General features: G+C 72.7%; 22 protein-coding genes and 1 tRNA gene. 10 read left to right on the forward strand and 13 right to left on the reverse strand.

From position 1 onward, the window contains the following. Positions 1-162: 162 nt before the first annotated feature. Positions 163-738 carry a TerD family protein gene (locus OG802_RS16210; RefSeq protein WP_121402233.1) on the forward strand — a complete coding sequence of 192 codons (576 nt, stop codon included), beginning with the start codon at positions 163-165 and terminating at the stop codon, positions 736-738. 167 nt (positions 739-905) lie between these two features. Beyond that, entirely contained in the window at positions 906-1,463 is a 558-nt protein-coding gene (locus OG802_RS16215; protein ID WP_329411253.1) for a GNAT family N-acetyltransferase, read from the forward strand. Between the two features lie 68 nt (positions 1,464-1,531). Here the strand turns inward: OG802_RS16215 and OG802_RS16220 are convergent, their stop codons facing one another. Continuing rightward, positions 1,532-2,959 carry a M1 family metallopeptidase gene (locus OG802_RS16220; RefSeq protein ID WP_329411255.1) on the reverse strand — a complete coding sequence of 476 codons (1,428 nt, stop codon included), beginning with the start codon at positions 2,957-2,959 and terminating at the stop codon, positions 1,532-1,534. Between the two features lie 58 nt (positions 2,960-3,017). Here OG802_RS16220 and OG802_RS16225 point away from each other — a divergent pair, with 58 nt between their 5' ends. Further along, positions 3,018-3,518, forward strand: a complete 501-nt coding sequence (locus tag OG802_RS16225; protein ID WP_329411256.1) for a hypothetical protein — start codon at positions 3,018-3,020, stop codon at positions 3,516-3,518. A gap of 42 nt (positions 3,519-3,560) precedes the next feature. Here the strand turns inward: OG802_RS16225 and OG802_RS16230 are convergent, their stop codons facing one another. From OG802_RS16230 to OG802_RS16240, 3 genes are all read right to left on the reverse strand, one after another. Next, a complete protein-coding gene (locus OG802_RS16230; RefSeq protein ID WP_329411257.1) occupies positions 3,561-4,274 on the reverse strand; it encodes a pentapeptide repeat-containing protein in 714 nt (237 codons plus the stop codon). A 71-nt stretch (positions 4,275-4,345) separates the two neighbouring features. Beyond that, a complete protein-coding gene (locus OG802_RS16235; protein WP_329411258.1) occupies positions 4,346-5,053 on the reverse strand; it encodes a rhomboid-like protein in 708 nt (235 codons plus the stop codon). 51 nt (positions 5,054-5,104) lie between these two features. Further along, positions 5,105-5,181: transfer RNA gene (locus OG802_RS16240), tRNA-Thr, on the reverse strand. 297 nt (positions 5,182-5,478) lie between these two features. Between OG802_RS16240 and OG802_RS16245 the strand changes: the two genes are divergently transcribed. The 3 genes from OG802_RS16245 to OG802_RS16255 all read left to right on the forward strand — a co-directional run bounded on the left by OG802_RS16245 (position 5,479) and on the right by OG802_RS16255 (position 8,207). Then, positions 5,479-6,567 (forward strand): ABC transporter ATP-binding protein, encoded by a 1,089-nt coding sequence (locus tag OG802_RS16245; RefSeq protein ID WP_069770563.1) that lies wholly within the window; start codon positions 5,479-5,481, stop codon positions 6,565-6,567. Between the two features lie 211 nt (positions 6,568-6,778). Further along, the gene (locus OG802_RS16250; protein WP_329411259.1) at positions 6,779-7,249 is read left to right on the forward strand and encodes a hypothetical protein; all 471 of its coding nucleotides are present in this window, start codon (positions 6,779-6,781) and stop codon (positions 7,247-7,249) included. Between the two features lie 226 nt (positions 7,250-7,475). After that, positions 7,476-8,207, forward strand: a complete 732-nt coding sequence (locus OG802_RS16255; protein WP_329411261.1) for a nucleotidyltransferase family protein — start codon at positions 7,476-7,478, stop codon at positions 8,205-8,207. A gap of 141 nt (positions 8,208-8,348) precedes the next feature. Here OG802_RS16255 and OG802_RS16260 read toward each other — a convergent pair whose 3' ends face one another. The 6 genes from OG802_RS16260 to OG802_RS16285 form a co-directional block, all read right to left on the reverse strand. Further along, entirely contained in the window at positions 8,349-10,019 is a 1,671-nt protein-coding gene (locus OG802_RS16260; protein WP_329411262.1) for a DoxX family membrane protein, read from the reverse strand. Positions 10,020-10,169: 150 nt separating this feature from the next. Continuing rightward, the gene (rlmB, locus tag OG802_RS16265) at positions 10,170-11,111 is read right to left on the reverse strand and encodes a 23S rRNA (guanosine(2251)-2'-O)-methyltransferase RlmB (RefSeq protein ID WP_329411264.1); all 942 of its coding nucleotides are present in this window, start codon (positions 11,109-11,111) and stop codon (positions 10,170-10,172) included. Positions 11,112-11,210: 99 nt separating this feature from the next. Further along, entirely contained in the window at positions 11,211-12,611 is a 1,401-nt protein-coding gene (cysS, locus tag OG802_RS16270; protein ID WP_329411266.1) for a cysteine--tRNA ligase, read from the reverse strand. 107 nt (positions 12,612-12,718) lie between these two features. After that, entirely contained in the window at positions 12,719-13,225 is a 507-nt protein-coding gene (gene ispF, locus OG802_RS16275; RefSeq protein WP_329411268.1) for a 2-C-methyl-D-erythritol 2,4-cyclodiphosphate synthase, read from the reverse strand. Beyond that, positions 13,215-13,967 (reverse strand): 2-C-methyl-D-erythritol 4-phosphate cytidylyltransferase, encoded by a 753-nt coding sequence (gene ispD, locus OG802_RS16280; RefSeq protein WP_329411269.1) that lies wholly within the window; start codon positions 13,965-13,967, stop codon positions 13,215-13,217. Before ispD ends, ispF begins: the two co-directional genes overlap by 11 nt. Positions 13,968-14,237: 270 nt before the next feature. After that, entirely contained in the window at positions 14,238-14,720 is a 483-nt protein-coding gene (locus OG802_RS16285) for a CarD family transcriptional regulator (RefSeq protein WP_003953493.1), read from the reverse strand. A 778-nt stretch (positions 14,721-15,498) separates the two neighbouring features. On the opposite strand from OG802_RS16285, the gene OG802_RS16290 reads away from it, so the two are divergent. After that, positions 15,499-16,158 carry a DUF461 domain-containing protein gene (locus OG802_RS16290; protein WP_329411271.1) on the forward strand — a complete coding sequence of 220 codons (660 nt, stop codon included), beginning with the start codon at positions 15,499-15,501 and terminating at the stop codon, positions 16,156-16,158. A 160-nt stretch (positions 16,159-16,318) separates the two neighbouring features. Here OG802_RS16290 and OG802_RS16295 read toward each other — a convergent pair whose 3' ends face one another. Together OG802_RS16295 and OG802_RS16300 are read right to left on the reverse strand one after the other, a co-directional pair. After that, a complete protein-coding gene (locus tag OG802_RS16295) occupies positions 16,319-16,999 on the reverse strand; it encodes a response regulator transcription factor (RefSeq protein WP_015659563.1) in 681 nt (226 codons plus the stop codon). Next, positions 16,996-18,330, reverse strand: coding sequence for a sensor histidine kinase (locus tag OG802_RS16300; RefSeq protein ID WP_329411273.1), 1,335 nt, complete (start codon positions 18,328-18,330; stop codon positions 16,996-16,998). Before OG802_RS16300 ends, OG802_RS16295 begins: the two co-directional genes overlap by 4 nt. 278 nt (positions 18,331-18,608) lie before the next feature. Here OG802_RS16300 and phoU point away from each other — a divergent pair, with 278 nt between their 5' ends. Together phoU and OG802_RS16310 are read left to right on the forward strand one after the other, a co-directional pair. Beyond that, positions 18,609-19,394, forward strand: a complete 786-nt coding sequence (phoU, locus tag OG802_RS16305) for a phosphate signaling complex protein PhoU (protein ID WP_329411275.1) — start codon at positions 18,609-18,611, stop codon at positions 19,392-19,394. A gap of 239 nt (positions 19,395-19,633) precedes the next feature. After that, a complete protein-coding gene (locus tag OG802_RS16310) occupies positions 19,634-19,792 on the forward strand; it encodes a hypothetical protein (RefSeq protein ID WP_329411277.1) in 159 nt (52 codons plus the stop codon). A gap of 100 nt (positions 19,793-19,892) precedes the next feature. Here OG802_RS16310 and OG802_RS16315 read toward each other — a convergent pair whose 3' ends face one another. Further along, the gene (locus tag OG802_RS16315) at positions 19,893-20,336 is read right to left on the reverse strand and encodes a DUF4232 domain-containing protein (RefSeq protein WP_329417111.1); all 444 of its coding nucleotides are present in this window, start codon (positions 20,334-20,336) and stop codon (positions 19,893-19,895) included. On the opposite strand from OG802_RS16315, the gene OG802_RS16320 reads away from it, so the two are divergent. After that, positions 20,236-20,607, forward strand: a complete 372-nt coding sequence (locus OG802_RS16320) for a hypothetical protein (RefSeq protein WP_329417652.1) — start codon at positions 20,236-20,238, stop codon at positions 20,605-20,607. The genes OG802_RS16315 and OG802_RS16320 overlap by 101 nt on opposite strands. Positions 20,608-20,927 lie beyond the last annotated feature (320 nt).

Consider the following 20,927-nt stretch of genomic DNA (forward strand, 5'->3'; position numbering starts at 1 on the left):
CCCGCTCCGGCCCGGTCCGAGTCACGCGAATATCTCTTGGTAAAGAAAGTAAAGAAACGCGGGCACGCCGGGAACCTTGACCGGCCTTCGCTGCGTTCATAGGGATAGCTGTAGCTTCGTGCCCGCGAAGCCGTACAAAAAACGAGGGAAGGACTCCCAACCATGGCTGTAAGCCTGTCCAAGGGTGGCAACGTCTCGCTCACCAAGGAGGCTCCGGGCCTGACCGCCGTCACCGTGGGCCTCGGCTGGGACGTCCGCACCACCACCGGCACGGACTTCGACCTCGACGCCTCCGCGATCGCGGTCAACCCCCAGGGCAAGGTCTACTCCGACGGTCACTTCGTCTTCTTCAACAACAAGCAGACGCCGGACCAGACCATCGTCCACACCGGCGACAACCGCACCGGCGAGGGCGCGGGCGACGACGAGGCGATCAACGTCAACCTGGCCGGCCTCCCCGCCGACGTCGAGAAGATCGTCTTCCCGGTCTCCATCTACGACGCGGAGAACCGCTCGCAGAACTTCGGCCAGGTCCGCAACGCCTACATCCGCATCGTCAACCAGGCCGGCGGCGCCGAGATCGCCCGCTACGACCTCTCCGAGGACGCGGCCACCGAGACCGCCATGGTCTTCGGCGAGCTGTACCGCAACGGCGCCGAGTGGAAGTTCCGCGCGGTCGGCCAGGGCTACGCCTCCGGCCTCGTCGGCATCGCCCAGGACTTCGGCGTCAGCGTCTGACCCCGAGACCCCCGGCACCACGGCACCACAGCAGCACAGCGATCCCGGACCGCCCCGCCCCGCCCAGCACCTCCGCCGGGCGGGGCGGCCCGCGTCCGGCCGCGCCCCACGCCCCGGAAGGCCCGGGCGGCTCTCCGCGGACGGCCGCCCCCGCCTAGCCTGCGGCCATGCACCTGGACGCGCTGCGCCTCACCCCGGACCGCGACATCCCCGGCCCCCTCCTCACCGAACTCACCGCCCTCTACGCCTCCCACCGCGAATACCACGCCCTCAGCGGCGACTTCCCCGACCCGGACGACATCCGGCCCGAGCAGGTGGCCGCGGCCCTCGCCGACGAGCTGGCCGAGCCGCACGTCGAGGCACTGCTCGCCCGCAGCCGGGGCCGCCTCGTCGGCATCGCCGTCACGCTCGCACGGCACCCCGACCCCGCGGACCCCGACCCCTGGATCGGGCTGCTCATGGTCGACGCCGCCGCGCAGGGCCAGGGATACGGACGCCGCATCGCCGAACGCGTCGAGGAACGACTGCGCACGGCCGGCCACACCGCCGTCCGGCTCGCCGTCCTCGACGCCAACCCCAAGGGCCTCGCCTTCTGGACCGCCCTCGGATACGAGGTCATCGGCCACCGGCCCGACCGCCAACTCGGCCGCCCCTGCACCGTCCTGCGCAAACCGCTGACCCCGCCGCCACCGCAGACGGCGGCCCCTGCCGGCGGCCGCTCCTAGACGTCCGGGAGACGGCCCACCGCCCAGGACCGGTCCCGGCCGCCCCCTCGGTGCACACCCGCCGGGCCTCACGGGCGCGGCGGCCGGCCCTCCCCGTACAGCCACTGCGACCAGATCCCGTCGAAGTCCACGTCCGGCGCCCGCTTCTCGACGAACGCCGTGAAGTCCTCCGTGCGGGCGTTGCCATGGCGACGGGCCGCCGCCCACCCCCGCAGCAGGTCGTAGAAGGCGTCGTCGTCGTGGAGGGCCTGCCGGACACGGTGGACGACCATCGCGCCCCGCTGGTAGACCGGCGCGTCGGAGATGTGCGCGGCCCCCGGCGGCTTCGCCGGCGGGAAGTCCCACAGGTCCTCGTACACGTCCGCACCGTGGTCGTACAGCTCCCGGAACGTCTCCTCCGCCGTCGCCCCGCCCTCGTCCTCCGTCCACAGCCACTCGGCGTACGTCGCCAGCCCCTCGCTGAGCCACATGTCCCGCCAGCTCCCCGGCGTGACGGACACCCCGAACCACTGATGCGCGATCTCGTGGACGAACGTCTCCATGCCGGGCGCGCCGGGGAAGACCGGCCGGTTCTGCGTCTCCAGCGCGTACCCCGCGTCACCCGGCCGGTCCACGATCGCCCCCACCGAGGAGAAGGGGTACGGCCCGAAGCTGTCCCGCGCCCAGCCCATGACCTCGGGAAGCCGGGCCAGCACCGCACGACTCGCCGCCGCCTGCGAGGGATCGACCGCCACATACGCCGGCAGGCCGCCCCCCAGCACGGACGTGGTCACGGTGAAACGGCCGATCGCCAGCGTCGCCGCGTAACTCGCCATCGGCTCCGCCGTGTGCCACAGGAACGTCGTCCGCCCGTCCGCCCCCGTGCGCCGGCCGCGCAGCTCACCGTTGGACACCGCCGTCAGCCCCTTCGGGACGGTGACGGCGACGTCGTACGACGCCTTGTCGGACGGGTGATGCGCGCCCGGGAACCAGGCCATCGAACCGGTCGGCTCCCCCAGCGCCAGCACACCGTCCGCCGTGCGCAGCCAGCCCTCCCGGGAACGGTCCGCATCGGTGATCGTGACCGGGCTGCCCGAATAGCGGACCCGCACCTCGAACACCTCGCCGTCGGCGAGCGCCTCGGACGGGCGGACGACGAGTTCCTGGCCCTCCCGGCGGAACCGCGCGACCGCCCCCTCGACCCGCACCTCCTCGACCTCCATGCCCAGCAGATCGAGATCGAACGCGGACAGGTCCTGCGTCGCCCGGGCCGTGACCACCGCCGTCCCCCTGAGACGGCTGCCGTCGGGGACGTAAGACAGCGTGAGGCCGTAGTGCGTGACGTCGTACCCGCCGTTGCCCGCCTTCGGGAAATACGGATCGCCGACGCCCGCCGCGCCCCGGGAACCACCGGAACCGCCCCTCGCGCCCTGCGGCGGACCGCCGTCGCACGCGACCAGGACGAGACCTCCCGCCACCAGCGCGGCAACCGTGACAAGACGTACGGATCGGGGCACGACAGCGATCCTACGGCGACGTCCGACGACCACACGGAGGCGTGACACCATCGCCTACGTGCTCGACATCGGCTACGCCCTCTCCAACCGCTTCCCGGACCCGCCCCAGACGGACTACCGGCGCGCGGACGTCCGCACCCTGCGCCACGACCTGTTCTGCGGCGACGTCTACCTCGCCGACACCAAGGCGGACCGCGAGCTGTCCACAGCCTGGGGATGGGTGCCCGTGCTCGACTTCGCCTGGGCGCTGTGCGACATCGCCGAGCACATCGACCAGGACCCGGCCGGCTCCCGCGCCTCCCGCCCCCAGTACGCGGAACTCGACTTCACCGAGTCCACCGACCGCATGCTCTTCCGCCGCCGCTTCGGCTGGGTCGACATCGAGGCCGACTGGATGCCCCCCGAGGAACCCCCCCTCACCTTCTCCCACGCCGAACTGCGCCGCGAGGCCCGCGACTTCCTCCACGACCTCCTCGCCGACCTGACCGACCTGCACGAGGACCTCGGCGAGAACCCCGCCGTCTGGACGCTCCAGGCCCGCTTCCCCCGCGTGAAGTGACCGCGGCTGGAGCCGGACCCGCGACCGGAGCCACCGCCCGGCTCAGCCCTCCACCCTGATCCCCAGCTCCGCCGCCAGCACCGGCGCCAGATCCAGCAGTTGCCCCGCACTGATCACCGCCCCCGACAACCGGTCCACACCCCCCGCGAGGCCCAGTTCCACCGCACCCCGCAGATCCACGTCCGTCAGCGTCGCCGCCGTGAAATCCGCCGACCGCAGGGCACAGTCCACGAACTCGACCCGCTCCAGCCGGGCCCCGCCGAAATCGGGCTCGACCAGCACAGACCCCTCGAAGACGACGTCCCGCAACCGCGCCTGGCGCAGATTCAGGTAGTCGATCTTGCCGCCGCGCACCACCACCCGCTCCAGCACGGCGCCGTACAGCTGGGTCCCGCCCAGCCGCGCGTCCCGCAGCTCCACGTCCCGCAGGGTCGCCTCCGCCAGGTCCGTGCCGACCCCCCGCAGACCGGTCAGCACCGAGTCCAGGAAACGCGCGTGGCGCAGCCTCGTCCCGTCCAGCGCACAGCCGGTCAGCGCGCAGTCCATGAAGCGCGCGCCTCCGCCGTCCTGCCCGGCGAGGTCCAGCTCACGCCACTCCACGCCGTCGTAGTCCCCGTCGGGCTCCAGCCCTCCGCCCCCGTACGGCTCCAGCTCCGGCAGCCGCACCTCGGGCCGCCGCGCCCTCTTCACCGCGGCGCCCGCCCTGCCGCCGGCCCCGCCCGTCCCGCCGGTCCTGCCGGCCCCAGTCCTCGCCATGCCCCCATGCTGCACCCCGCCACTGACAATCCCGCGCCCGCGCCGCCTCCCCTGCCCTCCCCCGCACCGGCTCACGGCCGGACGCCACCCGGCGGAGCCGCCCCCGTACCCGTACCGGGACCCGTCCCCGTCCCCTGCGGATCCCGCACCCGTTCCCGCTCCCGGCCCCTGACCAGGGGATAACACGCCAGCCCGACGAGCACGGACAGGAAGTGCCCGAAGTCGGTGAAGGTCGGCGCGGCGGTGAGCGGAGCGCCGAAGAAGACGAGCAGGCCCGCCAGGTACCCGTACCGCCACGGCGAGCCGATCCGGTGGACCAGCACCCCCGCCACCCCGGCCAGCGCGTAGCTCACCCCCACGTCCAGGGTGTCGGCCGACGACCGCGGCGCCAGCCCGTCCTGGATCGCCAGCGCCAGCGCGCCCTCGCTGATCAGCGTGGCCAGCACGTGCGCGGCCGCGCACACCGCGAGCCACCGGGCCGTCCCGAGCCATCGCTCGGCCTGCGCGTGGAAGACGGAGTACAGCGCCACGTACGGCACCCAGTGCCCGCCGTCGATCCACATCGCGCTCGCCACCAGCACGCGCACCGGGTGCCGCGACAGCTCATGGATGTTCGTCGACCGCTGCCGCAGAAACTCCCGCTCGAACTCCGGGGACATGTGGTGCAGCGCCACCGTGGTGACGAACAGGACGGCCAGCCACACATAGGTGCCGGGCGCCCGGCGCACATACGCCCACACCGCCCGCCGAACCCGTGAGACCCCCGTGAGCCGCTTCACGAGGCCCAGTATCGTGCAGCCCAGGTCAGACGGCCTGACCTGGGCTTCTCATGGAGCCCCCTGTCGGATTCGAACCGACGACCTGCGCATTACAAGTGCGCTGCTCTGGCCAGCTGAGCTAAGGAGGCATCGCGCGCGACGACCCGCGCGCGGAGGCGGCACCACTGTACACAGCCGCTGTTTCCGCGGGCCACGGACTTCTCCCCGCCGTGCGGCCCGGACGGTGTGCGCCCGGCGGGCGTCCGCGCCGGCGGCCGGGGGGCCGTCCCGGACGTTCCGGTGAAGTTCACAGGGCCTCAAGTGCTGACAGACCGGGAAACGCCAGGTACCGTCCTGACCCAGTTCGCTCATGTGGACTACACCAACCACCTTCCTACAACGGATCGTCCGGCACGTTCCTGCCGGTAGAAGGGGGCCTTCGAGCCATGGCCACTGTCACTTTCGACAAGGCGACCCGGGTCTACCCGGGTTCCACCAAGCCCGCCGTCGACGGACTGGACATCGAGATCGCGGACGGCGAGTTCCTCGTCCTGGTCGGTCCGTCCGGTTGCGGCAAGTCCACCTCGCTCCGGATGCTCGCGGGGCTCGAGGACGTCAACGGCGGCGCCATCCGCATCGGTGACCGCGACGTGACGCACCTGCCGCCGAAGGACCGGGACATCGCCATGGTGTTCCAGAACTACGCGCTGTACCCGCACATGACGGTCGCCGACAACATGGGCTTCGCGCTCAAGATCGCCGGCGTCAACAAGGCGGAGATCCGGCAGAAGGTCGAGGAGGCGGCGAAGATCCTCGACCTCACCGAGTACCTGGACCGCAAGCCGAAGGCCCTCTCCGGCGGTCAGCGCCAGCGTGTGGCGATGGGCCGCGCGATCGTGCGTGAGCCGCAGGTCTTCCTCATGGACGAGCCGCTGTCGAACCTGGACGCCAAGCTCCGCGTCTCCACGCGTACGCAGATCGCCTCGCTCCAGCGCCGCCTCGGCATCACCACCGTCTACGTCACCCACGACCAGGTCGAGGCGCTGACCATGGGCGACCGGGTGGCAGTCCTCAAGGACGGTCTGCTCCAGCAGGTCGACACCCCGCGCAACATGTACGACCGTCCGGCGAACCTGTTCGTGGCCGGGTTCATCGGCTCCCCGGCGATGAACCTCGTCGAGGTGCCGATCGCCGACGGCGGCGTGAAGTTCGGCAACTCGGTGGTGCCGGTGCAGCGTGACGCGCTGTCCGCGGCCACCGACAAGACGGTCACCGTCGGCGTCCGCCCGGAGCACTTCGACGTGGCCGGCCCCGACGGCGACCAGGGTCTCGCGGTCGTGGTGAACGTGGTCGAGGAGCTCGGCTCGGACGCGTTCGTGTACGGCACCGCCAAGGTCGGCGCCGAGTCGAAGGACCTCGTGGTCCGCGTCGGCGGGCGTGACGTCCCGGAGAAGGGCAGCACGCTGCACGTCGTCCCGCGCGCGGGCGAGACCCACGTGTTCTCGACGTCGACGGGCGCGCGTCTGTCGGACTGACGCACAGGATTGAACCGGGGGGTTCACCCGGATTGATGAAGAGGGCCCCGCAGCCTGCTGCGGGGCCCTCTTCCGCGTCCGCTGAATCCCCGGCACAGCGGACATTTCGACGGGCACTCGTCAACCCAATACCCAATGCGGAGCACGACATCATCCCCCGTCCGGGTGACTAAATGTCGCCACATCATTACTGCACGCTACCCTCTCACGCGTGAAGCACTCCGCGAACCACTCCACCACCCAGCGCACGCGCCGCGGCCGGGGCGGCCCAGCCCGCCGGATCGGCCGCTCGCTCGCCCTCGTCCTGCCCGTCGTCATGGTGCTCTCCGGGACCCTCGCGGTCACCCGGGTCAACTGGTCGGGGAACCCCTCGGATTCGGTGCTCACCGCCTCCGACGTCTCCGCCGCGCACCAGTCCTCGCGTCAGGCCGCCAAGGCCCCGCAGGACGTCCTGCGCGACCGGTTGCTGGCCGAGCTCCTGGAGAAGGATCCGGGCGCCGCCCTGACCCATCTCCAGGCCGCCGTGAACGGCCGGCCGTCGCTGGCCAGGCACTGCTCCTCCATCGCCCGCGCCCTCGGTCGCGCCGCGGTCCGCATGTACGGTCCCTCGCGCGCCCAGTCGTACGCCCGCCCGGTGTGCGACACGGCCTTCGCCTCGGGCGTGCTGGCGGCGCGGGGCTGAGGCACGGCGCTGTGACACGGCGCGAGGCACAGGGCCGGAGCCCGGACGGCGGTCCCGGCGCGGGGCGGCAGCACCGGTCCGGACAGTGATCCCGGACAGTGATCCCAGGCAGTGATCCCAGGCAGCGGGTCCGGTCGTCGGGCCCGGCATCCGTATCGGGGCGTGCGGCTCCTCCGGCACCGGGGGAGCCGCACGCCCCGCTTCATGCGGCACGTACAGTGCGGGCATGACCGATCCGCATGCCGCGTCCCGCCCCACGCAAGCCGTCATCCTGGCCGGTGGCCAGGGGTCCCGGCTGCGTCCGTACACCGACGACCGGCCGAAGCCGATGGTCGAGATCCCCGGGACGGGGACGCCGATCATCGGTCATCAGCTGAGCTGGCTCGCCGAGGAGGGCGTGACCGACGTCGTCGTGTCCTGCGGCCATCTCGCCGAGGTCCTCCAGGACTGGCTGAAGTCCGCCGACCTGCCGGTGGCGGTGACGACCGTCGTGGAGACGGAGCCGCTGGGCCGCGGCGGCGGTCTGAAGTACGCGGCCGCGCGCCTCCCGCACCCGGACCGGTCCTGGTACGCCACCAACGGCGACATCTGGACGCGCTTCTCGCTGCGCGAGATGGCCGACTTCCACACCGAGCGTGACGCCATGGCGACGCTCGCGCTGGCCCGTCCGCGGATTCCGTGGGGCGCGGTGCAGACCGACGGGTTCGGTCACATCACCGACTTCATCGAGGCGCCGCCCACGACGAACGAGATCAACGCGGGCGTGTACGTCTTCTCGCCGGAGTTCGCCGGGCTGCTGCCGGAGCGCGGCGATCACGAGCGGACGACGTTCCCGCATCTGGCCCGGGAGCGGCGGCTGGCCGGGTTCCCGATCCCGCAGGGGGCGTACTGGCGGGCCATCGACACGGCCAAGGACCTGACCGAGGCGGCCAAGGAACTGGCCGCGGCCCGCCGCTGAGCACGGCCGGACATCTCCCGCGGAGCGCCGGCTGAGCGTCTCTGGAGAGGGCTGCCACGGAAACGACCCGGGTGCCGTGCGCTGCTAAGCGCACGGCACCCGGGTCGTTCTGCGGGGGCCGTTCCGGCCCGGTCGGCCGTTCTATCCGAGCAGGCCGCCCACGAGTCCGGGCTGGCCCGAGGACGACGAGCCGCCGTCGGAGCCGCTGCCGTTGCCGCCGCCGCTCGTGGAGCCGCCGGAGGAGGCCGAACCGCCGGAGGACGGGCCCGAGCTGGTGGCGGGGGCGTGCTCCTGGGGGGTGGAGCGCTGGGGCGGGGCCTGTCCCGCGGTGCCCTGGGTCTGGCTGGGGGCGCCCGCGCCGGAGCCGCCGGTGGCGCCGGGGTCGTGGGCCTTGGAGGGCTCGCTGTCGGTGCCGGCGGTGGGAGACGCCGAGGCGGAGCCGTGGGGGGGCGAGGCGGGCGCGGAGGGCTTCCGGGTGGCCTTGTGGGAGCCGGACCGCTCGGGGAGCGGCGAGCCGGGCAGCTCGTTGCGCGGGGGTTCGCCCGGACCGGGTACGACCACGCGGTCGGCGTCGCGGACGGCGCCGCCGAGGAGCGAGCCGACGAGCAGGGTGAGTCCGACGGCGATGGCGGTGACGAGGGCGCCGCGGCGCAGGACGTAGCGGCGCAGGTCCCACAGGTCGGCGCGGGGGCCGAGCCGGCGCCAGGCGCCGGCGGCCAGGCGGCCGTCGACGGAGTAGACCGGGGCGCCGGCGATGATCAGCGGCGACCAGGCGGCCAGAAGGATGATGTCGGGGGTGTCGTAGACCGGGGTGGTCTTCCAGCTGACGGTGACGATGAGCGCGGCCGAGAGCCCGGCCCCGACCGCGGCGGCGACGCGCTGCCAGCAGCCCAGGACGGTGAGGACGCCCACGACGACCTGGAGGAAGGCGATGACGAGGCCGGAGCCGACGGGGTGGTGGAGGGCGAACTGGCGCAGGGGCTCGGCGACTTCCCACGGGTGCAGGGTGTTGAGCCACTTCACCATGGAGCCGCGTTTGCCGCCGTCGAAGTAGACGGGGTCGCACAGTTTGCCCATGCCGCCGTAGATGGCGATGAAGCCGAGCAGGACGCGCAGGGGGAGCAGGACCACGCCGAGGTTCATCCGGCGGCCCGGGTAGTAGGCGTGGCGGGCGGGGTCGTCGCTCTGGCGGCGGCCGCGGCGGGCCGGTTCGGCGTCGTGACCGGAGTCGCCGAAGTCCTCGAACTGGGCGTCGTCGTAGGCGGGTTCGTCGTAGGCGCTGCCGACGGTGCGCATGTGCGGCAGGAGGCGGTGTTCGCCGGCGGCGGGCGTGCGCTGGGCGCCGACGAGCGGGGTCTCCAGGGTCTGGGCGGCGAGTGCGCCGTCGTAGCCGCGGTCGTCGACGCGGGGGATGACCTGGGTGGCTCCGGCGTCGGCCGTCGGCGCTTCGCGGTGGCCGACACTGCCTGCCCGCACGGCTTGCAGCAGTCGGTGGGCGCCGGTGTCGTCGGGGGCGGACCTGCCGCTCCAGACGACGGCCCGCCGGCGGCCCCCGGCAGCGGCGCCCGCTCTGCCCGTCGCGCCGACGGCGGCGATGCGCGCGGTGTCATCGATGGCGCTCACGTGCCGGGCGATCCGCGGGGATTGGTTTCGCCGCGCCGACGCGCCGAGCTGCACGCGGAAGCTCGCGTGGCTGACGATGATCTGCGCCGGGTCGCTCGGCACCTTCACCATGCTCAGCGCGGGAGCGTCGTCGAATCCCGACGAGCGGTCCCCCGTGGGTGTGCGGGGTGTTCTGGTGTCCACACTCATCTAACCGAGTGACGTGTCGTTAGGACACTGCTTTGACCCGGCGGATCTGTCCGGACTCCGTCAAGGTTGCACTACGCGCCGCGGTGGACCTGTTCGGGTGAGCTTGCGGATGTGTGTGCGACCTGTTTCCGCAAGCCCCCCGAACGTCCGTCAGCTCCTGCGGCGGGACGCCTCGTAGAGCACGATGCCCGCCGCCACACCGGCGTTGAGGGACTCGGCGCCGCCCGGCATCGGGATGCGGACCCGGAAGTCGCAGGTCTCGCCGACGAGCCGGGACAGGCCCTTGCCCTCGCTGCCGACGACGATGACGACCGGGCCGTCGAGTGCGGGCAGGTCGCCGACCTGGTGTTCTCCGTCGGCGGCCAGGCCGACGATCGCGATGCCGGCCTTCTTGTAGGCCTCCAGGGCGCGGGTGAGGTTGGTGGCGCGGGCGACGGGGGTGCGGGCGGCGGTGCCGGCGGACGTCTTCCAGGCGCCGGCCGTCATGCCGGCGGCGCGGCGCTCGGGGACGACGACGCCGTGGCCGCCGAAGGCGGAGACGGAGCGGACGACGGCGCCGAGGTTGCGCGGGTCGGTGACGCCGTCGAGGGCGACGATGAGGGGGTCCTCGCCGCCGTCGTAGGCGGCCGCGGCCAGGTCCTCGGGGTGGGCGTACTCGTACGGGGGGACCTGGAGGACGAGGCCCTGGTGGTTGAGGCCGTTGGTCATGCGGTCGAGTTCGGGGCGGGGGGCTTCCATGAGGTGGATGCCGCCGCGCTCGCCGACGAGCTGGAGGGCCTCGCGCACGCGCTCGTCGTTGTCGATGAACTGCTGGACGTACAGGGTCGTCGCGGGGACGCCCTCGCGCAGCGCCTCGACGACGGGGTTGCGGCCGACGACCATCTCGGACGTGCCCTTGCCGCCGCGGCCGCGGGGCGCGGGGCGGCGTGCGGCCTGCTTGGCCTTGGCGTTGGCGATGCGGTTCGCCTTGTGCTTCTTGCGCATCTCGGCGGGCGGGGTGGGGCCCCTGCCTTCGAGGCCCTTGCGTCGCTGGCCGCCACTGCCGACCTGCGCGCCCTTCTTGCCGGACATGCGGCGGTTGTTGGCTGCCATGGGTCTCTCGTCTCCGTGAGCTTCGTACGAACGTCTTATGCAGTGTGCCGCCCGGGGGGCCGGGCGGCACAGTCGATCAAGGACAGGCCGGTGGCCGCCCTAGCGCGGACCCAGGGTCCAGCGCGGGCCCTGCGGGCCGTCCTCGATGGTGAGGCCGGACTGGGTGAGCTGGTCGCGGATGGCGTCCGCGGTCGCCCAGTCCTTGCGGCCGCGGGCGGATTCGCGCTGGTCGAGGACGAGGCGTACGAGGCTGTCGACCACGCCGTGCAGGTCCTCGCCCCGGGTCTCCTCGCCGGCCCAGTGGGCGTCGAGGGGGTCCAGGCCGAGGACGCCGAGCATGGCGCGGACCTCGGCGAGGCGGGCCACGGCGGCTTCCTTGTCGTCGGCCGCCAGGGCCGAGTTGCCCTGCCGGACCGTCGTGTGCACGATGGCCAGCGCCTGGGGGACGCCCAGGTCGTCGTCCATCGCCTCGGCGAACGCGGGCGGCACCTCGGCCGCGGGTTCGACGACTCCCCCGGCCTTCTCGACGACGCGCTGCACGAAGCCCTCGATCCGCGCGAACGCCGATTCGGCCTCGCGCAGCGACTCCTCGCTGTACTCGATCATCGAGCGGTAGTGCGGGGTGCCGAGGTAGTAGCGCAGGACGATCGGACGCCACTGCTTGACCATCTCGGAGACGAGGACGCTGTTGCCCAGCGACTTCGACATCTTCTCGCCGCTCATGGTGACCCAGGCGTTGTGCACCCAGTACCGGGCGAACTCGTCGCCGTAGGCCTTGGCCTGGGCGATCTCGTTCTCGTGGTGCGGGAAGATCAGGTCGAGGCCGCCGCCGTGGATGTCGAAGGCGGAGCCGAGGTACTTGTGCGCCATGGCCGAGCACTCCAGGTGCCAGCCGGGGCGGCCGCGGCCCCAGGGGGTCTCCCAGTCGGGCTCGCCCGGCTTGCTCGCCTTCCACATCGCGAAGTCGCGCGGGTCGCGCTTGCCGGTGATGCCTTCCTCGGCGGGCTGGCGCAGGTCGTCGAGGTCCTGGTTGGACAGCTCCAGGTAACCGGGGAAGGAGCGCACGTCGAAGTAGACGCTGCCGTCGGCCTCGTAGGCGTGGCCGCGCTCGATGAGGGCGCGCATCATCTCGATCATCTCGGGGACGTGCCCGGTGGCGCGCGGCTCGTAGGTCGGCGGGAGGCAGCCGAGGGCCTGGTAGCCGTCGTTGAAGGCCCGCTCGTTCTCGTAGCCGATGGCCCACCAGGGGCGGCCCTGGTCGCGCGACTTGGCGATGATCTTGTCGTCGATGTCGGTGACGTTGCGGACGAAGGTGACGTCGAGGCCGCGGTGGGTGAGCCAGCGGCGCATGATGTCGAAGTTCAGGTAGGAGCGGACGTGCCCGATGTGCGGGGCGGCCTGCACGGTCGCGCCGCAGAGGTAGATCGAGACGCAACCCGGTGTGAGCGGGACGAAGTCACGGATCTGCCGGGCGCTGGTGTCGTACAGGCGAATGGTCACCCCACCAGGGTAGTGGGCGCGGGGCAGTGCCCCGAGCCCCTTGCGGTCAAGGGCCGCATATTCGTGACATGTCGGGGCGCGGGCCGGCCGGGGGCACGGGGGCGGGGTCAGCCGGCGCGTGCGACCAGTGCCGTGGCGATCGCCATCAGGCCTTCGCCGCGCCCGGGGAAGCCGAGTCCGTCGGTGGTCGCGCCGGACACCGAGACGGGGGCGCCGGCCGCTTCCGAGAGGATCTCCTGGGCTTCCTCGCGCCGCTTGCCGATCTTGGGGCGGGGGCCGACGACCTGGACGGCGACGTTGCCGATGACGAAGCCGGCCGCGCGGACGATCCGGGCGGCCTCGGTGAGCAGGGTGACGCCCGAGGCGCCGGACCACTCGGGGCGGCCGGTGCCGAAGTGCTGTCCGAGGTCGCCGAGGCCGGCGGCGGAGAACAGGGCGTTGCAGGCGGCGTGCGCGACGACGTCGGCGTCGGAGTGCCCGGCGAGGCCGGGGCCCTCCCCTTCCCATTTCAGGCCGGCGCACCACAGTTCGCGGCCGTCCTCGAAGGCGTGGATGTCGGTGCCGATGCCGACCCGGGGCAGCGGGACGGCGGCGGAGGGCGTCTCAGAAGCCATCGTTGAGCCTCCTGCGGGCCAGGACCGCCTCGGCGAGGACGAGGTCGAGGGGGCGGGTGACCTTGAAGGCCTCCTCGTGTCCGGGGACGGCCACGACGGTCAGGCCGAGCCGTTCGACCATGCCGGCGTCGTCGGTGACGTCGTCGGTGACGGTCCCGTGGGCGCGGACCAGGGTGGCGCGGTCGAAGCCCTGCGGGGTCTGCACGGCGCGCAGCCGGGCGCGCTCGGGGGTGGCGACGACGGGTTCGGGGTCGCCGGGGGCGGTGGCCGGTTCGACCTCCTTCACCGTGTCGGCGAGCGGCAGGGCGGGCACGACGGCCGGGGCGCCCTCGCGGACCGCCTCGATGACGGCGTCGACCGTGTCGACGGGGACGAGGGGGCGGGCGGCGTCGTGGACCAGCACGATGCCGTACTCGGGCGGCAGGGCGTCCAGGCCCAGTCTCACCGATTCCTGGCGGGTGTCGCCGCCGGGGACGACCAGGAAGTCGGTGCGGTCGGGCAGCGCGTGCGCGTCGAGGAGCGACCTGACCTCGGCCGTGCCGTCGGGCGGGGCCACGACGACGACCAGGGAGACGGCGCGGGAGGCGGCCAGGGCGCGGACGGCGTGGACGAGCATGGGCGTGCCGCTGAGCGCGCGCAGCGCCTTGGGCGCGCCCGGACCGAGGCGGACGCCCCGGCCGGCGGCCGGAATCACCGCGGCCGTGCGGGCGGGCGCGGGGGTGGGACGCGAATCGTCAGACATCGGTTCCTGTCAGGTTTGTGTTCCGGCCTACGGTGGGTATGGCCTGGGAAGTGCCGGGCGCGACGCCTTGACCGACCCTTCCGTGACGCGCCGGTCGAGGCTTCAGCCCGGGCCCGGCACACCAGTATCGGGGGGACACCCCCGTGGGGCGGGACAGTCCGGAGTTGTCCGGGCATGAACATGCCGCAGCGCCCGGCGACGGGAGTACGTCATCGGGCACCGCGGCAGTTCAGTGTTCCTCGGCGTGCTGAGGCCGGTGCAGGGCCGGCGTCAGGACGCGAGAACCTCGTCGAGCAGCGCTTCGGCCTTGTCCTCGTTGGTGTTCTCCGCGAGAGCGAGCTCGCTCACCAGGATCTGGCGGGCCTTGGCGAGCATGCGCTTCTCACCGGCGGAGAGTCCGCGCTCGCGCTCACGACGCCACAGGTCACGCACGACTTCCGCGACCTTGATGACATCGCCGGAGGCGAGCTTCTCCAGATTTGCCTTGTAACGACGCGACCAGTTCGTGGGCTCCTCGGCGTACGGCGCGCGCAGCACCTCGAAGACCCGGTCCAGCCCGTCCTGACCGACCACATCACGCACGCCGACGAACTCCGCATTGTCCGCTGGCACACGTACCGTCAGGTCGCCCTGGGCGACCTTCAGCACCAAGTAGGTCTTGTCCACGCCTTTGATCTGGCGAGTTTCGATAGCCTCGATCAGCGCGGCCCCGTGATGGGGATAGACCACGGTGTCGCCAACCTTGAACGTCATGTGACAGGTACCCCTTCCGTGGCTATCCAGGGTAACACGGAAACTCCGGGTTCTGAATGGCGTTTTCGCAGGTCAGGGCATATCTCGGGGCTTGACAAGTCCGACACGGACGTGCTGCGCGGGGCCCACGGAGGCAGGTATTCGCAGGTCGGAGCCGCTCTCCGAGGGAGGAGAAACGCGTACGTTACACGCATCCGGAGCACCGCCCGAACGGCCGAACGTCCCCATATGTCCGCTTCCGCGTGTGCGACTTACGTTACTCCGTTCGGTGCGCCCGGCCGGATACGAGCCGTTTCCGGAATTGATCATCGGCCGTTCGGCCGGAGTGGTGATCAATTCCGGAACGGGCCCGCATTCCTTCACGGAAAATCCGCGAGCGGACGCGGACCGCGCTTTTGGGAATGCCCTCTGAGCAGGTGGACGACGGATGAAGCCAATGCGACTCGCGGGGCGCGAGAGGCCGTCGGGCCGACGCGGGACGGATGCAGGACGGACACGCGACGGACGCGGGACAGGTACGGGTCGGTGGCGGGCGGAGGTCCACACGGCCGTCGGCGCGCGGGGCGGCCCGAGACGGCCGGAGGGGCCGGAGCGGACGGAGGGGCAGGGGCGGGCGGACGGAGGGGCCGGGGCGGCCGTCGGAGCCGAGATCGCTCCAGAGGCGGGTCGGGTGCGGCGGCGCGGGACGGGCTCGGTAACCTGAGGCTGCTGACAGACCCTTAGGACGGCTTTGTTCAAAGGAAAGCCGCCCGCGCGTATTAAAGGAGTTGCCGCCGCCGTGAGCAGCAGCCTTCGACGCGGCGCCCTCGCCGCCTCCGCCATCGCGTTCTCGATCGCCTCGCTCGCCGCCTGCGGCGCCGGCAACGACTCGCAGACCCTGGAGGTCAAGCCGGACAACGCCGCCGCCCACGTCGGGCAGATCAAGCTGCAGAACGTCGTCGTCATCACCCAGCCGGACCCGCAGGCGACCGGTCCCGCGGTGATCTCGGCGACGGTCTTCAACGGCAGCGACGATCCCCAGACCCTGGAGTCCGTCACCGTCGACGGCACCGGCAAGTCGGCCGAGCTGAAGCCCGCCAAGGGCAACGGCAAGCTCACCGTCCCGGCCCACGGCTCCGTCGTCATCGGCGGACCGAACAACGCCTCCGCCGTCCTGCCGAGCAGCCGTGAGGCGGTTCAGGACGGCGACGCGCAGAAGGTGACCTTCACCTTCAGCGAGACCGGCGCGGTCAGCCTGCGCGCCTTCGTCGTCCCCGCCGAGGGCTACTTCTCCTCGTGGGGTCCGAGCGCCGTCCCGAGCGTCCCGGCCAAGCCGTCGCAGTCGCCGTCCCCCAGCGCGTCCCCGTCCGGCGGCGCCTCGCCCTCCGGGAACGCCTCGCCGTCGGGTTCGCCCGCCGGGTCGGGCTCGCCGTCCGGCAGCGCCTCCCCGAACGCGTAACGACAACCGGCGACGGCCACGACGTGACCGAAGGGCGGCACCCCGTGCGGGGTGCCGCCCTTCAGTCATGCCATGCCGGCCGGCCCTCGGCGGCTTGAGCCGACGGCCCACGCCTCCGGCCCTGTGGGTCTCCGGCCCTGTGGGCCTCCGACCCTGTGGCCTACGGCTCGAACTTGTAGCCGAGGCCACGGACCGTCACCAGGTAGCGCGGCGCGCCCGGGTCCGGCTCGATCTTGGCGCGCAGGCGCTTGACGTGGACGTCCAGCGTCTTGGTGTCGCCCACGTAGTCGGCGCCCCACACCCGGTCGATGAGCTGCATGCGGGTCAGGACGCGGCCGGCGTTGCGCAGCAGCATCTCCAGCAGGTCGAACTCCTTCAGCGGCAGGTCGACCTTGGAGCCGGAGACCGTCACCACGTGGCGGTCGACGTCCATGCGGACCGGGCCCGCCTCCAGGGCCGCCGGCGTGACCTCCTCCGGCTCGCCGCGGCGGCGCAGCACGGCCCGGATGCGGGCGACCAGCTCGCGCGAGGAGAAGGGCTTGGTGACGTAGTCGTCGGCCCCTATCTCCAGGCCGACGACCTTGTCGATCTCGCTGTCCTTGGCGGTCACCATGATCACGGGGACGTTGGAGCGGCCGCGCAGCTGACGGCACACCTCCGTGCCGGGCAGTCCCGGCAGCATCAGGTCGAGGAGCACGAGGTCGGCGCCGTTGCGCTCGAACTCGTCGAGTCCGTCGGGGCCCGTGGTCGCGACCGCGACCTCGAAGCCCTCCTTGCGGAGCATGTACGACAGGGCGTCGGAGAAGGACTCCTCGTCCTCGACGACGAGCACTCGGGTCACGGATGGACCTCCGGGGCGGAAAGCGTCTGGTACGCGGTCGAATTCGGGGACGCGGCGCGGGGCTGCGCCGGAGAGGAGGGGCGGGAGGTGGAGGGGTGGGAGGTGGAGGGGACGACGTCGTCGAGGCCGTCGGCGTCGTCGGTCTCGTCCGGGTCCGGGCGCAGGTGCGCGCGGTCGCGGGCCACGCCCGCCTCCGGCAGTCGCAGGGTGAACGTGGAGCCCTGGTTCTCGGCGCTCCACACCGTGACCTCCCCGCCGTGCGAGGCGGCCACGTGCTTGACGATCGCCAGCCCGAGGCCCGTGCCGCCGGTGGCACGGGAGCGGGCGGGATCGACCCGGTAGAAGCGCTCGAAGATGCGCTCCTTGTCCTTGTCGGAGATGCCGATGCCCTGGTCGGTCACGGCGATCTCGATCAGGTCCCCGCCCGGCACGTTCACCCGGCGGGCGGCTATGCCCACGCGTGTGCGTGCGGGCGAGTAGTTGACGGCGTTCTCGACCAGGTTGCCCAGGGCCGCGGCCAGCTGGCCCCGGTTGCCCCAGACGCGCAGGCCGGCGGGGCCTCCCGCGGCCATGGTGATCTGCTTGGCGCCGGCCTGGTGCCGGCAGCGGTCGACGGCCTCGGCGACCAGTTCGTCGACGCCGACCGGTTCGGCGTCCTCCAGCGGATCGTCGTTCTGGACCCGCGACAGGTCGATCAGCTCCTGGACCAGGCTGGTGAGCCGGGTGGCCTCGATCTGCATACGGCCGGCGAACCGTTCCACCGCCTCGGGGTCGTCCGAGGCGTCCATGACGGCCTCGGAGAGCAGGGAGAGCGCGCCCACCGGCGTCTTCAGCTCATGGCTGACGTTCGCCACGAAGTCCCGCCGGACCGCCTCGATCCTGCGGGCCTCGGTGAGGTCCTCCACCAGCAGCAGCACCAGCCGGGAGCCCAGCGGGGCCACTCGGGCGGACACGGCGAGGGCCTCGCCGCGCCCCGTGCCACGCCGCGGAAGGTCCAGCTCCACCTGGCGTATCTCCCCGTCGCGCCGGGTGTCCCGGGCCATCTTCAGCATCGGCTCCACGCTGAGCCTGCCCCCGCGGACCAGCCCGAGGGCGTAGGCGGCGGAGCTGGCCTTGACGACGGCGTCGGCCTCGTCGAGCACGACGGCGGAGGAGCGCAGCACCGACAGGACCGTGTCCACGCCCGGTGGAAGCATCGGGTCCGTGTGCAGCGAGGTGCGCATCGGTCGCTTCTGCTCCCGCTCGCTCCAGCGGAACGCCAGCACGGCGATGACACCGGTGAGCACCCCGGCGATCGCCGCCGCTGCGGCGACTGCCGCGTTCACGTCCATGCCCCCAGGTTAGGCACGGGTTCGGTCCTGGCCACAGCCATCGAGGTGCGAGCTCGAACACTCGTCGCCCAGAGTTCACCTCGGAGCCGGTGGCGGTTCATGTGAGGTGACGGAAACCGACGCGTACGGGGCGGAGCGTGGCACCGTGGGGTTCGCAGCTCCGGTCACAGGGCCGGCCGGCGCCGGTCCGAGGACCGGCTCCGGCCTGGTGTCACGGCCGGTTCTGGCCCCCGGAACCGAAGCCGAACCCCTGGAACGACGTACGAGAGGGAACCCTGATGCGGGACGCGTACCACGAGGAACTGGACTCGATCGGCGACAGCCTGGTGGAGATGGCCCGGCTGGTCGGGTCGGCGATCGGACGCGCCACGACGGCCATGCTCGACGCCGACCTGAAGCTCGCCGAGAGCGTCATCGAGGCCGACAAGAGGGTCGACGAGTTGCAGCACGACCTGGAGGCGCGGGCGATAGCGCTGCTGGCGCGGCAGCAGCCGGTGGCGACGGACCTGCGGATCGTCGTCACGTCGCTGCGGATGTCGGCCGACCTGGAGCGCTCCGGCGACCTCGCCCAGCACGTGGCGAAGCTGGCGCGGCTGCGCTTCCCCAACCGTGCGGTGCCGCACGACCTGCACGCCACGATCCTGGAGATGGGCCAGCTCGCGCAGCGCCTGATGGCGAAGTCGGCCGAGGTCATCATCACCAAGGACGTCGACCTGGCGCTCCAGCTGGAGCAGGACGACGACGAGATGGACCTGCTGCACCGCACGCTCTTCCAGCACCTGCTGGACGACAAGTGGAAGCACGGCATCGAGACGGCGGTCGACGTGACCCTGCTCGGCCGCTACTACGAGCGGTTCGCCGACCACGCGGTGGCCGTCGCCAAGCGCGTGGTGTTCCTGGTGACCGGCGAGCACGCGGACGAGCTCCAGCAGGACCTGCCGCCGGAGATCCAGCCGGCCACCGGAACGGGCGCGGGTTCGGGTACGGGTGCGGGTTCCGGCGCGGGCACGGGTTCCGGCGCGGGCGGGGCCGACGGCGGCAGCGGCGCGGACGAGATCGGCTGAGGTCGGCGCGGGCGGGGCGGGGCGCCGAGGCCAGGGCGGCGGTCGGGCGGGGACGTCGCGGAGAAGAGGCCCCGCCAGGGCCTGCCGCCCGCGCGCTGCCGGCCGCCGGGGGCGTGCCGGGCCCGTCCCTGGCGTGCGCGAGACCGGGCGCAAGACACTGTGCGCCGTTGATGCGCCCAGGGGAACGGGCATGCAATGGGCACAGGTCCGCACAGGTCCTACGCCTCCGGGAGGAACCCATGGCCGAGTCCCCCAGCACCCCCACGCCCGACCCGACGCAACCGCTCCCGACCGAGCAGCCCGCCGAGATCAGGAACCTGATGCTGATCGGCGCGTGCGGCTGCGGCTCCGGGTGCGGCTGCGGATGCCAGTCCGGCAGCGCCTGCCAGTGCGGCTGAGGACGCACCCGCACCCGAGGAACGTACGCGCATGAGGGGCCCCGGCGTCGACACGGCGCCGGGGCCCTGCGCCGGGGCCCTGCGCCGCGTCCGGGACGCGTCAGGACGCGGCCGCCGTCACGGCGGTGACGGTCACCGTGTCGTCGCACTCGGCGAACTGACCGTCGTCCAGGGCGACCTGGTGCGCCCCGGAGCCCGTCAGGCCGACGACGACCGTGGGGTACACGGAGGGGTCCGCACCAGACGCGCAGTAGCCGTCGGCCTCGCCCTGCACCTGCACGAAGGTCAGCTTCACCCACGCCTTGCCGCCGGGGGCCACCGTGACCGGCGCGGCCGCTCCGACGGGCGTGACCTTGAGCGGGGAGTTGTGCCCCGGGGAGCCGTTGCCCGCCCCGGCGACGGTCGGGTGCCCCTTGAGGACGCACGTCCGGCCGGAGACGTTGGTGAACGTCACGATCGCCGCGCCGGTCCCGGTGCCGACCGGCCGCTGGGCGGCCTGCCGGGCGGTGACCTCGAGGCTCTTCGCCGCGCAGGTCGCCAGGATGCCGCCCGTCGAGCCGCCGGGAGCCGGGGCCGACGCCGAGGCGGGCGCGGAAGTCGCGGGGGTGCCGTGCGCCGGGGCGGTGGCGGGGGCGGGGGCCGAGGACGCGGAGCCGGCCGAGGCGGAACCGGCCGTGGTGGAACTCCCGGCGGAGGAACCGCCCGTGGCGGAACCCCCGGCCGGACTCGTGACGGGACTCGTGGCGGGACTCGTCGCGGGACTCGTGGCGGGGGTCGCGGTTCCGTCGGGAGAGGGCGAGGAGTCCATCGGCTGACACGCCGTCATCGCCAGGGCCGCCGAGGCGACCGCGGCCGCCGCCAACGCGCCCCGGCGCGCAGGTCCGAGCACGCCCCGAAGGGCGCCGCCTTTTCCGGCCGCGCCCTCGGACCCGCCCAGCCCGCCGTCCGCACGCCCTCCGGCGCCTCCGCCGTCCACAGTTGCGTCCATGTCACGCATGCCGTCCCCCGATTCCCGGATCGGCGCGGGCGTCCGCCGTCGCGCCGTTGCTCATCCGGGCAGACGGAGCGGACGGGCGCGGAGGTTCTGCCGACGGCCTGCCTGTGACCCACCGGTGACGAAACGCGGCACGCGACC

This window comes from Streptomyces sp. NBC_00704 (genome assembly GCF_036226605.1).
Taxonomy (GTDB): Bacteria; Actinomycetota; Actinomycetes; order Streptomycetales; family Streptomycetaceae; genus Streptomyces.

Coding starts and splice junctions, on each gene's coding strand:
- OG802_RS16210 (WP_121402233.1), top strand. CDS start 163: ATGGCTGTAAGCCTGTCCAAGGGTGGCAACGTCTCGCTCACCAAGGAG.
- OG802_RS16215 (WP_329411253.1), top strand. CDS start 906: ATGCACCTGGACGCGCTGCGCCTCACCCCGGACCGCGACATCCCCGGC.
- OG802_RS16230 (WP_329411257.1), bottom strand. CDS start 4,274: ATGGCGAGGACTGGGGCCGGCAGGACCGGCGGGACGGGCGGGGCCGGC.
- OG802_RS16245 (WP_069770563.1), top strand. CDS start 5,479: ATGGCCACTGTCACTTTCGACAAGGCGACCCGGGTCTACCCGGGTTCC.
- OG802_RS16255 (WP_329411261.1), top strand. CDS start 7,476: ATGACCGATCCGCATGCCGCGTCCCGCCCCACGCAAGCCGTCATCCTG.
- OG802_RS16260 (WP_329411262.1), bottom strand. CDS start 10,019: ATGAGTGTGGACACCAGAACACCCCGCACACCCACGGGGGACCGCTCG.
- rlmB (WP_329411264.1), bottom strand. CDS start 11,111: ATGGCAGCCAACAACCGCCGCATGTCCGGCAAGAAGGGCGCGCAGGTC.
- ispF (WP_329411268.1), bottom strand. CDS start 13,225: ATGGCTTCTGAGACGCCCTCCGCCGCCGTCCCGCTGCCCCGGGTCGGC.
- ispD (WP_329411269.1), bottom strand. CDS start 13,967: ATGTCTGACGATTCGCGTCCCACCCCCGCGCCCGCCCGCACGGCCGCG.
- OG802_RS16285 (WP_003953493.1), bottom strand. CDS start 14,720: ATGACGTTCAAGGTTGGCGACACCGTGGTCTATCCCCATCACGGGGCC.
- OG802_RS16300 (WP_329411273.1), bottom strand. CDS start 18,330: ATGGACGTGAACGCGGCAGTCGCCGCAGCGGCGGCGATCGCCGGGGTG.
- phoU (WP_329411275.1), top strand. CDS start 18,609: ATGCGGGACGCGTACCACGAGGAACTGGACTCGATCGGCGACAGCCTG.
- OG802_RS16310 (WP_329411277.1), top strand. CDS start 19,634: ATGGCCGAGTCCCCCAGCACCCCCACGCCCGACCCGACGCAACCGCTC.